Here is a 14,258-nt window from a genome sequence, read left to right as displayed (position 1 = left end):
CGGGCACAGTAGGGGGATGAACGTTCCCACCACCGCAGCGACCCGGACCTCCGTTGACGAGCCCGCCCCGCAGCTCCCGCCCGGCACGACCGGGAGGTGCTTCGGCGACGGCATCCCGCTCTACGAGGAGTACCACGACACCGAGTGGGGCGTGCCCGTGCACGGCGAGGCGGAACTGTTCGAGCGACTCGCCCTCGAGGGCTTCCAGTCCGGGCTCTCCTGGCTCACGGTGCTGCGCAAGCGCCCCGCGTTCCGCGACCGCTTCACCGGGTTCGACCCGGAGGTCGTCGCCCGCTTCACCGACGCCGACGTCGCACGGCTCCTCGAGGACACCGCAATCATCCGCAACCGCGCGAAGATCCTCGCCGTGGTCCGCAACGCCCGGGCGGTCGTCGCCCTGCACGACGCGGGCCAGACCCTCGACGAGATCATCTGGTCCGCCGCTCCCGACGCGACCGCGCGGGAACGACCGCGACTGCCCTCCGACGTCCCCGCGTCCACGCCCGGGTCGAAGGCGCTGGCGAAGACGCTCAAGTCGCACGGCTTCGCGTTCGTCGGCCCGACGACGGCCTACGCGACGATGCAGGCGTGCGGGATCGTCGACGACCACCTCGTCACCTGCCCCGTCGTGCTGTTGCGCGAGCAGGTGAGCGCGGGACGGACGGCCCCTGCTACGCCATCCCGTTGAGGAGCAGGTCCCACAGTCCGTCGGTGAGGTTCTCGAGGCTCTGCCGCTCGTCGAGGTCCTCCGACACCTGCTGCACCCCGAACCATGCCGCGACGGACAGGTGGGCCACACGCGGGATGTCGAGGTCCTTGCGGATCTCGCCGGCCTCGGCGGCGCGCTCGAGGAACATCTGGGACGTCTGGATCCAGGCGATGAAGGGACGCGGCAGCTCGACGTCGATCGCGGCCCGGTCGCGGACCAGACGCACGGCCGCGCGGATGTGGATGTCGTCGCGGTAGGCGATCGCCACCTGGCCCGTCAGCCAGCGGATCGCCTCGAGGGAACCCCGTCCGCGCGCCTCCGCCTCGCGGACGAGCGGCTCCCAGGCGCCGTGGTAGTTGTCGACGATCGACTTCGCGATGTCACCCTTGGACTGATAGTGGAAGTACAGGGCTCCCTTGGTCAGTCCCAGGCGCTCCGCGATGACGGACAGGGAGGCACCGACGTAGCCGTGCGCCTCGAACTCCTCCGCGGCCACCTCGAGGATGGCAGCCCTCGTGGCTGCCCGCTGGTCGCTTCGTCGTGACACGCACTGCTCCCCGGGGGTTGGTCGAATTACGAGCCGGTCGTACCATTCACCCCATGACTGAGGAAGATCCATACGGGCGGAATATGCACGAGCCTACCTTTTCCCGCCCGGTGGACCGGGCGATGGTGCACCGACGCGCCGCTGCGGAAGTCTTTCTCACAGGCGCGGACCAGCGCGGTCCGCATGCCTGGATGTTCGACGTCCAGATCCCGCGTGGGCACGTCATGCTCCCGCCGCGAGCCACCGAGCTCCCCCTGACACTCTCCGTCGAGGCGATCCGGCAGATGGGACTCTATATGGGCCACGCGGGGTATGGCATCCCCCGGGACTGGGCTTTCACCCTCCAGGGAGCGACATTCGCGTGGTCGGGGGACGGAGCGGTGCAGTTCCCCGAGTTCGCGCCGATCGAGCTCACCGCCCTCGTCACGGTGACGGACAAGCTCATGCGCAAGGGCGTCGTCAGCGGCCTGTCCGCGACGATCGAGTTCTACCTCGACGGTGAGACCGTCGCGCACGGCACGGGCGAGCTCCGCTGCATCAGCCCCGTCCACTACAAGGCGTTCCGGCGCCGAGCACCGCGGCCTGAGGACGTGCCCCGCCGCTACGACGACGCACCGGTCCGCGACCTGCGCCCCGTGGCCGGCGGCTACGAGGCCACCATCGGTTACAGCCACGCCAACCCCTTCTTCTTCGACCACCCCGTCGATCACCTGCCCGGCATGCTCCTGCTGCACTCCACGACGCACATGTTCGGGGTCGCACTGCCCGGCTCCGAGATCATGGGCGTCGACTTCACGTGCGCTGCGTTCCCCGAGTTCGAGCCGGCGCTCGAGCTCCGCGTCGCTGTCGACGAGCTGGAGCACCGCGTCGTCGTGACATTCCTGCAGGGCAGCACGCCCATCGCGACGAGCGTGGCCACCGGTCGGGCCCGGGACGGGGTCCGGACCTCGGAGCAGCAGCCGCTCGGCGCGCACGCATGAGCGGTGCACCCCGCGTCGTCGTCGTCGGCGGTACCGGCTTCATCGGGTCCCACATCGTCCGCGCGCTCGCTGCGGACGGCGTCGCGGCCGTCACCTCGACGACACGACGCGCGGGCGCGCCCGTGCAGCCCGGGGTGCGGACGGTGCTCGCTGACCTCGCCGACCCGTCCACCCTCCTCGCTGCGGTCGAGGGCGCCGACGTGGTCGTGCATGCGGCGTCCTACGTGGGACGTGACGCCGCGGTGAGCGAGATGACGAACGTCGCGGGCACCGCGGCCCTCCTCGCCGCCGCCCGGCAGGGCGGGGTGCAGCGCACCGTCTACGTGTCGACGACCTCCGTGTACGGCACCGGCCCGCACCGCGGGATCGCCGAGGACGAGGTGGCGACCCACCCGGAGTCGGTCGCGAGCACGCACCGGCTCGCGGCGGAGCGGCTCGTGCTCGAGGCCGGCGGGACGGTCCTGCGCCCCAACCTCGTCTACGGCTCCGGGGACAGGTGGTTCGTGCCCGCCCTCGCTGCCGTCACCGCCCGGCTCGGCGCGACGCTCGAGGACGCCGCTGCCCGCATCTCCGTGATCGACGTCGAGGACCTCGCGCGCATCGTGGCGACCTTGAGCACGAGCACGGCGGCCGCCGCAGCCCTCTCGTCGTCGGGCACGGTCCTGCACGCGAGCGCTCCGGAACCCGTCGCCGTGCGGTCGATCATCGACTCCCTCGTCGCCGACCTCGGCCTCCCCGCCCCCGGGCGGAACCTCACCGCGGCCGAGGCGCGCGCCGTCCTGCCCACGGAGCAGGTCAGCGACCACCAGCTCGCCCTGCTCACGCAGGACCACTGGTACGACGCGGACCTCGTGTGGTCCCTCGTCGGCACGCCCCCGACCGAGGCGTTCCGGCTCACCGAGGCCCACCGACGCTGGTACGCCGCGGCGCTGAGCTGAGACCTGCGGCCAGGCCCTGCTCGGCCGTGGGCGCCGCGCGCGTCCGCACGTGTCCCGGGGCCTGAGCCCGCAGGTGGCAGGATGCTCGCCATGACCATCAGCCAGACGCTCGGCGAGGGCGAGCACGTCGTCCTCAACCTGCGCACGCACGCCAAAGCCCTGTTCCGTCCGGCTCTCGTGCTCGTGCTCGCCGTCGCGGCCGTGCTCGCGGCGCTGCTCCTCATCCCGGACAGCGACGCGCAGGGCTGGCTCCAGCTCGCCGTCGGCATCCTCGCGCTCGTCGCCGTCCTCGGCTGGGCGCTCGTGCCGTTCCTGCGGTGGGTGACCTCCCGCTACACCCTCACCAACCGTCGCCTCATCACCCGCAGCGGCATCCTCACGCGTACCGGCCGGGACATCCCGCTCTACCGCATCAACGACGTCACGTACGAGAAGGGGCTGCTCGACCGCATCCTCGGGTGCGGCACGCTCGTCATCTCCGACGCGACCGACAAGGCCGGTGTCGTGCTCCACGACATCCCGAACATCGAGCGCGTCCACGTCCAGCTCGCCGACCTGCTCTTCGCCGCCGACGACGGCACGGACGACGGTGAGCGCCCGCCGGGTGAGCCGCGCCGCGTGAGGCGCTGAGCGCGGCAGCCCGCCCCCGTCGTCGCTAGTGTTGCCCGGTGATCACCGCCGAGGCCCTCAGACCGCGGACCAGCACCATCCTCGTCGCGGACGGGCTCCGGGCGGCCGGGGCGGTGAGCATCGTCGTCGCTGGCGTGTGGCTCGGGTTCGTCGGGGTCGCACTCTTCGCGCTCGTCCTCCTCGGCCTCGTCGTGCCGCGGGCCGTGGGGCTGCCCGGTCCGCTCGACCTGTCGAACGGCGTCGTCCTGCTCGCTGCGGGGTGGATCAGCGCCTTCGACCTGTACACGTCGGTCGGCTGGCTGGACCTCGCCGTGCACCTCGTCGCGAACGGCGTGCTCGCCGTGCTCCTCTACGAGCTGCTCGCCGCGGTCGGGGCGGTACCGCCGGCGCCGGGCCGGGCCGCGCCGGGTCCGGCCGCGCCGCCCGGCAGCACTGTCCTCCGGCGGCCGCGGCTCGGCATCGCCGTGACGACGACCGCGATCGGCATGCTGCTCGCCGTCCTGTGGGAGTTCGGCGAGTGGGCCGGCCACACCTTCGTCGAGGACACGATCAGCGTCGGGTACCAGGACACGCTCGGAGACCTCGCAGCCGGCGGGCTGGGCTCCCTGCTCGCGGGCATCCTGCTCGCACGGGCGCCCCGCCGGTGAGCCTGCGGCTGTCCGTCGTCATCCCGTGCAAGGACGATGCGGAGCTCCTCGCCCGCTGCCTCGAGGCCCTGGCGCGCCAGACGCACCTCGCGGACGAGATCGTCGTCGTCGACAACGCGTCGTCGGACGACAGCGCGGACGTGGCACGGGCTGCAGGCGCTCGCGTCGTCGTCGAGCCCGCCCCCGGGATCCCCGCCGCCGCGTCCGCGGGGTACGACGCCGCGACCGGTGACGTCATCGCCCGGTGCGACGCGGACACGCTGCCGCCGGTCGACTGGTTGGAGCGGGTGCACGCGGCGTTCGTCGACGACCCGCGCCTCGGTGCGCTCACCGGGGCGGGGACGTTCTACGACCTCCCTGGCCTGCGCGGGGTCGCAGCGCGGACCTTCTACATGCGCGGGTACTACTGGGGCATGCACGCCGCCCTCGCCGGGGTGCCGCTGTGGGGATCCAACATGGCGCTGCGCCGGCAGACGTGGGCGCAGGTGAGCGACCAGGTGCACCGCGACGACCCGCTCGTGCACGACGACACCGACCTGAGCTTCCAGCTCCACCCGTCTGTCCGCGTGCGGTACGACCGCGACCTCGTCGTCGGGGTCTCGGGGCGGACCTTCGCCTCCCCCGGGAGCCTGGCACGGCGTTTCCGCTGGGCGTTCCGCACCCTTGCCGTGAACTGGCGGGTCGCCCCGCCGTGGACCCGATGGTCCCGCCGCCTCGCGTCCCAGGACCGACCCACCTGACGTCTCAGCGGATGGACAGTCCTGGACCAGCTGGTGGATGCCGACCTACAGTGGCGACAACCATCCAGAGCGGTCGAGAGTCCTGGCTCGTCGACGCCGCAGCAACCCCCCACAATGGAAGCCTCCTGAGGGTGCGGGTGCTAACGCCAGGTCCGATGGAGATCACCCATGACGGCTTCCGCAGCAGTACCCCCGGCGCACCGCGGTGCGCCCCACGAACGACCCCGGGTCGAGCGACCCACCGTGTCGTTCGAGATCATGCCCCCGCGCAACCCCGACGCGGCACCGAAGTTCTGGGCCACGGCCGAGCGCCTCGTCTCTGCGCGCCCCGACTTCATCTCCGTCACCTACGGCGCCGCCGGCGGTGACCGGGCCACGGCGCGCGCCGTGGTGAGCCGACTCATCCGCGAGACTCCCGTGCTGCCCATCGCACACCTCACGTGCGTGGGGGCGTCCCGGGACAACGTGGCCGAGGTCATCGACGAGTTCCTCGCCGAGGGCGTGCGCAGCTTCCTCGCGCTCCGGGGAGACCCCCCGCGCGACCAGCCCGACTGGCGCCCCAGCCCCGACGGCGTCAACTCCTCGGACGAGCTCGTCGCGCTGCTGCGCGAGGTCGAGGCCTCGCGCTGCGCCGCGGACCCCTCCACCGCGCTGCGGTCCGCCGCGCAGCCGCTGACCATCGCCGTCGCGGCGTTCCCCGGGGGGAACCTCGCCGCAGGGACGAGCCGCGAGCAGGAGGTCCAGCGGCTGCTCGAGAAGCAGCGGGCAGGCGCCGACTTCGCGATGACCCAGCTCTTCTACGAGCCGAGCACGTACATCGACTTCGTGGACGCCGCCCGCAGCGCGGGCGTCACGCTCCCGATCCTCGCGGGGATCCTGCCCATGACCGACCCAGCGCGGCTCGCCCGTGTCGAGACCCTCACCGGCGTCCCCGCCCCGGCAGCCGTCGTCCGCGACCTCGAGAAGGTCAGCGACCCGGCACGCCGCCACACTCTCGGCATCCGCGCCACCGTGGACCTCGCGGACGCCGTCCTCGCAGCCGGAGCCCCGGGCCTGCACATCTACACGTTCAACAAGCACGAAGCCGCACTAGACCTGCTCGAGGGCGTACACCTCGGCGGCGGGCACAGCACCGGAGACGCCTCCGGTGCCGGCTCGGACCTGGCCAGCGGGCCGTGGGTCGGCGCATCCATAGCAGCACTCCACCCGCCTGCGACCCCGGTCGCCGCGCAGAACTCCTAGGGATGACCCCATGACGCACCACGAGCACACCCATGCCCAGAACCGGACGACAAGCCGGACACAACCGACCATTCCCGCCCCGTTCCCGGCGGCAACCATCCTCGGCTACCCGAGGATCGGCCCGCGCCGCGAGCTGAAGAAGGCCGTCGAGGCCTTCTGGGCCGGACGCACCGACGTCGACACCCTCGAGGCGACCGCCGCGGCCCTGCGCAAGCGGACCCGGGACCGCCTCGTCGAGCTCGGCCTGCCCGCCGCAGGAGGCGCCGTCCCCGGCTCGTTCTCCTTCTACGACCAGGTGCTCGACGCCGCCACGACCGTCGGCGCCGTCCCCGCGCGGTTCGCAGGGCTCGCCGACGCCGACGGCCGGCTCGACCTCGCCGGCTACTTCACCGTCGCGCGCGGCGCCGGGGACGACGCTCCCCTCGAGATGACGAAGTGGTTCGACACGAACTACCACTACCTCGTCCCCGAGATCGGCCCGGACACGACGTTCCGGTACGCCAGCGACCGGATCGTCGCCGAGTTCACCGAGGCTCTCGCCGACGGCGTGAGCACCCGTCCCGTGATCGTCGGACCGGTGACGTTCCTCCTCCTGAGCAAGGCGGCCGACGACGCACCCGCCGGGTTCCGGCCGCTGTCGCGGCTCGCCGACCTGCTCCCGGTCTACGCCGAGCTGCTCCGCGCGCTCGCCGCGGCCGGTGCGCAGTGGGTGCAGCTCGACGAGCCGGGCCTCGTCACGGACACGATCGACGTGCCGCTCGTCGACGCCCAGCGCGCCCTCGCCGAGGCCTACCGTGTGCTGGGGACCGGGCTGGCACGCCCCGAGCGACCCGCGCTCCTCGTCGCCGCGCCGTACGGGGACCTCCTGGACGCGCTGCCCATCCTCGCCGCGAGCGACGTCGACGCCCTCGCGGTCGACCTCGTGAAGGGCGCAGCACCCACCGCGCCCGTCCAGGGCCTCGAGACCAAGACCCTCGTCGCCGGAGTGGTCGACGGTCACAACATCTGGCGGGCCGACCTGTCCGCGAGGCTCGAGGTGCTCGAACGCCTCGAAGGACTCGGGGCGGGCGCCGTGAGCGTGGGCACCTCGACGTCCCTCCAGCACGTCCCGCACGACGTCGAGGACGAGCCCGCGCTCGACCCGACGCTCGCGTCCTGGCTCGCGTTCGCCGACCAGAAGGTCGCCGAGGTCGTCACCCTCGCCGAGGGCCTCGCCGAGGGACGCGAGGCGATCCACGCCGAGCTCCTCGCCGCCTCCGACGCCCTCGCGTCGCGGGCGCGGGCGACCGGCGTCCTCGTCCCGGCCGTGCGGGAGCGCACCGCAGCCCTGCAGGACGGTGACTTCCACCGGGGTCCGGCGCACGAACGGCGCGCCGCGCAGACGGAACGCCTCGCCCTGCCCCTGCTGCCCACCACGACGATCGGGTCGTTCCCGCAGACCGCCGAGATCCGCCGCGCCCGCGCCGCTCATGCCCGCGGAGAGCTCTCGCTCGAGGCGTACGAGGAGCAGATGCGCGGCGAGATCCGCCGGGTCGTCGACCTCCAGGAGCGCATCGGTCTCGACGTCCTCGTGCACGGCGAGGCCGAGCGCAACGACATGGTCCAGTACTTCGCGGAGCTGCTCGACGGGTTCGCGGTGACCCGCAACGGCTGGGTGCAGTCGTACGGGTCACGCTGCACGCGCCCGTCGATCCTCTGGGGCGACGTCTCCCGGCCGGCACCCATGACCGTCGGCTGGGCGCAGTACGCGCAGTCGCTCACGAGCAAGCCCGTCAAGGGCATGCTCACGGGCCCGGTGACGATCATGGCGTGGTCGTTCGTGCGGGACGACGTGCCGCTGGCGGAGACGGCCCACCAGATCGGTCTGGCGCTCCGGGACGAGGTCGCGGACCTCGAAGCCGCCGGCATCGCGATCATCCAGGTCGACGAACCGGCACTGCGCGAGCTGCTGCCCCTGCGGACCGTGGACCAGGCGCAGTACCTCAGCTGGTCCGTCGGGTCGTTCACGCTCGCGACCGCGGGCGTGCGCCCGGACACGCAGATCCACACGCACCTGTGCTACTCGGAGTTCGGCGAGGTCATCGGGGCGATCGACGCCCTCGACGCCGACGTCACCTCGATCGAGGCGGCGCGATCACGGATGGAGATCCTGCCCGATCTAGCCGCGTCCGGGTTCGCACGCGGTGTGGGGCCGGGCGTCTACGACATCCATTCCCCGCGCGTGCCGTCGCTGGAGGAGGTCACCGAGCTGCTCGAGCTCGCCGTGAAGTCGGTGGACCCGGCCCTGCTGTGGGTCAACCCCGACTGCGGCCTCAAGACGCGAGGCTACGCCGAGACCACGCCGTCCCTCGAGCACCTCGTCGCCGCTGCCGCGACCGTGCGGACACGCCTCGGCTGAGCCACACCGCGGCGTCGGGCTGGCTCCGGCCGGCCCGGCGTCGCAGCCAGGCGATCCCCAGCACGCCGAGAAGTCCTGTGCGGACCACTGGCTGCGCGGCGGTGACCTTGACGAGTCGCGCGCTGCTCGTGAGCACTCCCTGTCGCTGCAGCACCCGGCCCGCCAGGGCCGTCGGACGACGCACCCCGGGGGCCGTCCGCACGGGTACCCGACGTGCGAGGGACGGGACGTGGGCGGCCATCAGAGCCCCGCCCCCGTGAGCGTCTTCGCCATGAGCACAGCCGGCCCGTGCACCGAGCGCACGTTCTCGAGGCTCACCCAGCCGCTCTTCGTGTAGAGCCGTTCATGGTGCTCGGTGATGAGGTGCAGACGTTCGTGGCCCCGCGCGACGGCAGCAGCCTCGATGGCCTCGCTCAGCCGGACGGACAAGCCGAGACCGCGGTGCTCCGGGTGGACGAACAACGCGGAGAGCCACGGCGTGAGATCAGGGCGGCGGGGGTAGTCGGACGGCCACAGGCTCGCCATGCCCACCGCCTTGCCGTGCCTGACCGCGACGACGGTCTCGTAGGCGTCGTCGTGCAACGGCAAGGTGTAGGTGTTGAGCGCCCGCTGCAGCGTGCTGCCGCTCTGGCTGCCCCAGTTGCCGAAGCCCCAGGCGGCGCAGACCTCGACGAGCTCAGGTCGCTCGGCGATCCGGATGAGGTCGACGCCCGTCCCGACGTCGTACCGGCTCATCGTGGCCAACATGCCGGGCTCCAGTGTGCAGCGCCTGCTGATCCGCTCATGCTGACCTCCGTCGGTCCTGGTGCGCCGCGAGATTTCAACCGGGTGAAATATGGCGCTCAACTTTCCTGCCGGAAGGTTAGCGCTTAACATCCGCCGCGGGAAGGGGTCCGGGAGCGTCTGTGCTGACCGCATGCGGTTTCCACAGCGCGCCTCACGCTCTGCAGGACCGTCGGGCACAGCGGGACTAGGGTGGAAAGATGCGCGACGCAGCGAGAGACGCCACACCCGGAGGACGACCAGGGCAGGACATCAAGGTCACGTTGTCCAGCGCGTCGGTGTACCCGCGCAAGGTCGGCTACGCGTTCGAGCTCGCCGCCGAGCTCGGCTTCGACGGCATCGAGGTCATGGTGTGGTCCGACCCCACGACGCAGGACGACAACGCGCTCGCGCAGCTCGCCGCCGACCACGGCGTCGAGATCCGCAGCATCCACGCCCCCACGCTCCTCGTCAGTCAGAAGGTCTGGGGCAGCAAGCCCGGTCCCAAGCTCGCCAAGGCCGTCGACATGGCCGGTGCCCTCGGCGCGGGCACCGTCGTCGTGCACCCCCCGTTCTCGTGGCAGCGCAAGTACTCGCGCCGGTTCGTCGAGCAGGTGCAGGACCTCACCGAGGAGTCCGGGCTCACCATCGCGGTCGAGAACATGTACCCGTGGCGCAGCAAGCGCCGTGACTACGGTGCGTACCTGCCGGGCTGGGACCCCACGGAGCACGCGTACGACGCCGTGACACTCGACCTGTCGCACGCCGCCACCGCACGCCAGGACAGCCTCGAGATGGCCAAGGGCTTCGGTGACCGGCTGCGCCACGTGCACCTGGCCGACGGGTCGGGCTCCGGCAAGGACGAGCACCTCGTCCCCGGCCGGGGCAACCAGCCCTGTGCCGAGCTGCTGTGCCACCTCGTCGAGACCGGGTGGACGGGCGACGTCGCGATCGAGATCGGCACCCGCAAGGCCCGAACGGCTGCCGAGCGCCGGTCCGACGTCCAGACGTCGCTCGCGTTCGCCCGCACGTACCTCACGCCCGGAGAGCACCCCGACTTCGTCGTGCCGCCGTCGCACCACCGACCCGACGACGCCTGGTGAGCCGGAGCCCGCACATCTCATGAACACCGCGGTCGTGCCGATGGTGACAGCGACAGGGACAGCCAGCAGCAGGGAGGGGCCAGTGGCCGACAGCGGGTCCACCCGTCCCGCTGACGCACCCGAGGGCGAGGACGCCGCGCGGTGCGTCCATCCCACCGTGCTCACCTACGCACGCAGCACGACGGGCCACTACTTCGGCGAGATGCTCGCCGGCATCAATCGTGAGGTCGCGGCGTCGGGCGGTCGGCTCATCGTCCTGCAGACGCTCGACCTCGAGGACTCCGACGACTTCATGGTCGGTCTCCCCGAGTTCGACCTCCCGCTGGCCGTCGACCACGTCGACGGTGCGGTCGCGATGGTCCTCGCCGCGGACGCTCCCGTCCTGCAGCGGCTGCGCGACGCCGGCAAGCCGACGATCCTCACCCACGCGGTCGAGGGGTTCGACGCACCCGTCGTCCTGCCCGGGAACCTCGCCAGCGCGCGCGCCGCTGTGGAGCACCTCATCGCGCACGGGCACCGGCAGATCGGGTTCGTCGGCGAACTCAGCCAGACGGACCGTCGCGAACGGTACGACATGTATGTCGAGGTGCTCGCCGAGCACGGCATCGCGCCCCGCTCGGAGTTCTTCCTCGCCACCGAGGACGCCATCGAGACGGGCGGATACCTCGCGGGCCTCGAGGTCGCACGCGCCGTGGAGCGGCCCACCGCGATCGTCGCGGCGACGGACCGCAACGCCATCGGGCTGCTGGCAGCGCTCGCCGACGAGGGCGTCGGGGTGCCCGACGAGGTCGCGGTCATCGGCTTCGACAACACCGAAGCGGGCGCCTTCGCCGTCCCCTCGCTGACGAGCGTCGACCTGTCCTTCAGCGAGGTCGGAGCGCTGGCCGGCCGTCTGCTCCTCCGGTCGATCGCAGGCGACCCCCCGCCGGCGTGCGTGCACCGCCCGGACGGTGACGTCGTCATGGCCTGGCGTGGCTCCTGCGGGTGCACGGCCGACGGGATGATCGGCGGCGAGCGCTCCGCTCCGGCCGACGTGCCTGACACCTCCGAGACAGCCGTGCTGCGGAGCGAGCTTCGAACGATGCTCGCGGACACGCTCCTGTACTCCAGCAAGATCTCCGACCACGAGGCCGCGGTCCTCGAGGCGGACGCGGTGCTCACACGGCTGACGAGCTCGGCGGAGTCGACGCCGCGCGAGGTGCGGTCCCTGCTGACCATCCTCACCGGGCTCCGCTCGCGGCCCGAGCGCCTCCACCGCATCGGCGACAGGATCTTCGACTACATCCGCGGTGCAGGGCCGGACACCCGCATCTCGGAGCTCAACGCCGGCCTGTGGCAGCTGCGCGCCGGCGCGTACCTCAAGCGCAGCACCCACCAGGACACGATGATGAACGAGCAGTTCCGGGTCGCCACCGGGCTGCTGCACACCTCTGCGGTCGACCCTTACAGCCTCGCGTGGCTCACGGGGACCAGCGTGCGCGCCGCCGTGCTCGCTCTGTGGACGGGCGAGGCGAGCGATGGTCAGCTCGTCATCGCCGGGGCGTACGACCCGACGGCTGGCGACGCCCCCGGCCCTGCCAGCACGGTCCCCGTCACGCAGTTCCCGCCGTCAGAGCTCCTCGACCGCGTGCGGCCCGAGCAGCGCGAGGCGTGCTTCGTCGTGCCCGTCCAGGACGTCGACCGGCACTGGGGCCTGCTGGCCGTCGTGGGCGAGATCGACACGACGTCCTCGCGGGACATGTACCTGCACTGGGCGACCCTCCTCGCCTCCGCGCTCGCCGAGACCGAGCTCCGACGTGAGAAGCAGATCAGCGACGAGCGCTACGCCCACGCCGCGCGGGCTGCGAACGACGGCCTGTGGGAGATCGACACCGCATCCGGCAACATGTTCGCCTCCGGGCGGCTGTGCGAGATCCTCGGCATCCCCGCGGACACCGAGCTCGACGTCGAGGCATGGCTCGGGCGCGTGCATCCCGCGGACCTGCCCGCCGCCCGCGCCGTGCTCGACCGCGCCAAAGCCACACCGGAGGTGCCGACGGAGAGCGAGTTCCGGATCCGTCGCGGCGCCGGGTGGGCATGGGTGGCGAACCGCGCGCTCGGCGTCGCGGGACCCTCGGGTGCCGTCGAGCGTCTCGTCGGGTCCGCCTCGGACATCAGCTCCCGCAAGGAGCTCGAGGAACAGCTGCGACGCGGGGCGCTGCACGACGCCGTCACCGGCCTGGGCAACAGGCGTCTGTTCCTCGAGCACCTGCGGGCCGTGCTCAGCATCACGGGCCGCGCCCGCTCGTCGAGCTTCGCGGTGATCTTCCTCGACCTCGACGGGTTCAAGCTCGTCAACGACTCCCTCGGACACCTCGCGGGGGACGAGCTCCTCGGCGTCGTCGCACAACGCCTGCGCTCCGAGCTGCGTCCGGTCGACACGGCCGCCCGGTTCGGGGGTGACGAGTTCGCCGTCCTCCTGTGCGACCCCGCCCCGGCCGAGGTGCTCACGGTCGTGCGCCGGCTGCAGGACCGCATCGCGACGCCCGTCGTGCTCGGCGACCAGGAGGTCTCGGTCACCGCGAGCGTCGGCATCGCGATGTCGGCGACGGGCTACACCCAGCCCGAGGACGTGCTCCGGGATGCCGACATCGCGATGTACGAAGCGAAGCGGGCCGAGCGCGGCTCGGCCCTCGTCTTCGACCCGGGCATGCACTCACGCGCCACGGAGCGCCTCCGGCTGCGGGCCGAGCTCCGGACCGCCCTGGCCGAGGAGCAGTTCGTGCTCCACTACCAGCCGGTCGTGCCTCTCGATGGTTCCGGTCTCGCCCACTTCGAAGCGCTCGTCCGGTGGCAGCATCCCCGCCGCGGGCTCCTCGGGCCCGGCGAGTTCCTCCCGGCGATGGAGGACAGCTCGAGCATCATCACGCTCGGACGCCGCATCCTCGAGCAGGCATGCCGCCAGATCGCGCAGTGGAACACCCAGGGCCGCCGCGCCGCGGTGTCCGTGAACGTCTCGCACCAGGAGTTCTGGGCGCCCGACCTCGTCGCCGTCGTCCGCGACGCCCTCACCACGCACGGCATCCCGCCCGACCAGCTCGTCCTCGAGATCACCGAGACCGTCGTCATGCTCGACGCAGCGGCCGCCACGGAGGTCATGACGGCGTTGCACGCCCTCGGCGTGCGGTTGCACATCGACGACTTCGGCACCGGGCAGTCCTCCCTGCACGCGCTGCGCACGTTCCCTGTCGACGCGCTGAAGATCGACGGTTCGTTCGTCCGGGAGCTCGGGATCGTGGGGCAGACCACCGAGCTCGTGCGGATCATCGTCGAGATCGGTCGCGTCCTCGGCCTCGACGTCATCGCCGAGTGCGTCGAGACCCAGGAGCAGGCGGACGGACTGCGGGCCATGAACTGCGCCTACGCGCAGGGCTGGCTGTACGCCAAGGCCCTGCCGGGCCCGGAGGCCGGCGAGCTCATCGGTTCCCCGCTCGGTGCGACGCGCAGCGCCGCACCACTCACGTAGCACCCCGAGGTGCCGATAGGCAGGCAGAGACCGTGCGTCACAGGAGTCGGAAGGACC

The 14,258-nt window shown here is 72.0% G+C and carries 12 protein-coding genes and 1 riboswitch; of the genes, 10 read left to right on the top strand and 2 right to left on the bottom strand.

Features of this window, described 5'->3' with window-relative positions; translation table 11 throughout:
• Positions 1-16: 16 nt before the first annotated feature.
• Complete coding sequence (locus tag AC54T1_RS03610; RefSeq protein ID WP_496911061.1) at positions 17-688, top strand: DNA-3-methyladenine glycosylase I; 672 nt, start codon at positions 17-19, stop codon at positions 686-688.
• Here the strand turns inward: AC54T1_RS03610 and AC54T1_RS03605 are convergent.
• Entirely contained in the window at positions 672-1,256 is a 585-nt protein-coding gene (locus AC54T1_RS03605; RefSeq protein WP_484343963.1) for a ScbR family autoregulator-binding transcription factor, read from the bottom strand. The genes AC54T1_RS03610 and AC54T1_RS03605 overlap by 17 nt on opposite strands.
• A 53-nt stretch (positions 1,257-1,309) precedes the next feature.
• Here AC54T1_RS03605 and AC54T1_RS03600 point away from each other — a divergent pair, with 53 nt between their 5' ends.
• The 7 genes from AC54T1_RS03600 to metE all read left to right on the top strand — a co-directional run bounded on the left by AC54T1_RS03600 (position 1,310) and on the right by metE (position 8,831).
• Complete coding sequence (locus tag AC54T1_RS03600; protein ID WP_484343962.1) at positions 1,310-2,236, top strand: AfsA-related hotdog domain-containing protein; 927 nt, start codon at positions 1,310-1,312, stop codon at positions 2,234-2,236.
• Positions 2,233-3,174 (top strand): NAD-dependent epimerase/dehydratase family protein, encoded by a 942-nt coding sequence (locus AC54T1_RS03595; RefSeq protein ID WP_496911060.1) that lies wholly within the window; start codon positions 2,233-2,235, stop codon positions 3,172-3,174. Before AC54T1_RS03600 ends, AC54T1_RS03595 begins: the two co-directional genes overlap by 4 nt.
• A 90-nt stretch (positions 3,175-3,264) precedes the next feature.
• Positions 3,265-3,804, top strand: a complete 540-nt coding sequence (locus AC54T1_RS03590) for a PH domain-containing protein (protein ID WP_496911059.1) — start codon at positions 3,265-3,267, stop codon at positions 3,802-3,804.
• Between the two features lie 38 nt (positions 3,805-3,842).
• Positions 3,843-4,451, top strand: coding sequence for a DUF2238 domain-containing protein (locus AC54T1_RS03585; protein ID WP_496911058.1), 609 nt, complete (start codon positions 3,843-3,845; stop codon positions 4,449-4,451).
• Complete coding sequence (locus tag AC54T1_RS03580; RefSeq protein WP_496911057.1) at positions 4,448-5,191, top strand: glycosyltransferase family 2 protein; 744 nt, start codon at positions 4,448-4,450, stop codon at positions 5,189-5,191. The genes AC54T1_RS03585 and AC54T1_RS03580 overlap by 4 nt, the downstream gene beginning before the upstream one ends.
• A gap of 57 nt (positions 5,192-5,248) precedes the next feature.
• A riboswitch (SAM riboswitch) is annotated at positions 5,249-5,353 on the top strand.
• Positions 5,354-5,359: 6 nt separating this feature from the next.
• Positions 5,360-6,433 (top strand): methylenetetrahydrofolate reductase, encoded by a 1,074-nt coding sequence (locus tag AC54T1_RS03575; protein WP_496911056.1) that lies wholly within the window; start codon positions 5,360-5,362, stop codon positions 6,431-6,433.
• Between the two features lie 10 nt (positions 6,434-6,443).
• Positions 6,444-8,831, top strand: a complete 2,388-nt coding sequence (gene metE, locus AC54T1_RS03570; protein WP_496911055.1) for a 5-methyltetrahydropteroyltriglutamate--homocysteine S-methyltransferase — start codon at positions 6,444-6,446, stop codon at positions 8,829-8,831.
• Between the two features lie 240 nt (positions 8,832-9,071).
• On the opposite strand, the gene AC54T1_RS03565 is transcribed toward metE, so the two are convergent.
• Positions 9,072-9,578 (bottom strand): GNAT family N-acetyltransferase, encoded by a 507-nt coding sequence (locus AC54T1_RS03565; RefSeq protein WP_484343955.1) that lies wholly within the window; start codon positions 9,576-9,578, stop codon positions 9,072-9,074.
• Positions 9,579-9,814: 236 nt separating this feature from the next.
• Here AC54T1_RS03565 and AC54T1_RS03560 point away from each other — a divergent pair, with 236 nt between their 5' ends.
• Positions 9,815-10,696: a sugar phosphate isomerase/epimerase family protein gene (locus AC54T1_RS03560; protein ID WP_484343954.1), complete on the top strand. Its 882-nt coding sequence runs from the start codon at positions 9,815-9,817 to the stop codon at positions 10,694-10,696.
• An 82-nt stretch (positions 10,697-10,778) separates the two neighbouring features.
• A complete protein-coding gene (locus AC54T1_RS03555; RefSeq protein WP_484343953.1) occupies positions 10,779-14,201 on the top strand; it encodes an EAL domain-containing protein in 3,423 nt (1,140 codons plus the stop codon).
• The last annotated feature ends 57 nt before the right edge of the window (positions 14,202-14,258 follow it).

Source organism: Sanguibacter sp. Z41_6 (assembly GCF_059621145.1).
Note: the sequence above shows the minus strand (reverse complement) of the source record. Positions and strands in the feature narration are given on the sequence as shown.

What these genes read in the sequence shown, in the direction of transcription:
- metE (WP_496911055.1), top strand. Translation starts at nt 6,444, where the DNA reads ATGACGCACCACGAGCACACCCATGCCCAGAACCGGACGACAAGCCGG.
- AC54T1_RS03590 (WP_496911059.1), top strand. Translation starts at nt 3,265, where the DNA reads ATGACCATCAGCCAGACGCTCGGCGAGGGCGAGCACGTCGTCCTCAAC.
- AC54T1_RS03595 (WP_496911060.1), top strand. Translation starts at nt 2,233, where the DNA reads ATGAGCGGTGCACCCCGCGTCGTCGTCGTCGGCGGTACCGGCTTCATC.
- AC54T1_RS03565 (WP_484343955.1), bottom strand. Translation starts at nt 9,578, where the DNA reads ATGTTGGCCACGATGAGCCGGTACGACGTCGGGACGGGCGTCGACCTC.
- AC54T1_RS03600 (WP_484343962.1), top strand. Translation starts at nt 1,310, where the DNA reads ATGACTGAGGAAGATCCATACGGGCGGAATATGCACGAGCCTACCTTT.
- AC54T1_RS03575 (WP_496911056.1), top strand. Translation starts at nt 5,360, where the DNA reads ATGACGGCTTCCGCAGCAGTACCCCCGGCGCACCGCGGTGCGCCCCAC.
- AC54T1_RS03610 (WP_496911061.1), top strand. Translation starts at nt 17, where the DNA reads ATGAACGTTCCCACCACCGCAGCGACCCGGACCTCCGTTGACGAGCCC.
- AC54T1_RS03560 (WP_484343954.1), top strand. Translation starts at nt 9,815, where the DNA reads ATGCGCGACGCAGCGAGAGACGCCACACCCGGAGGACGACCAGGGCAG.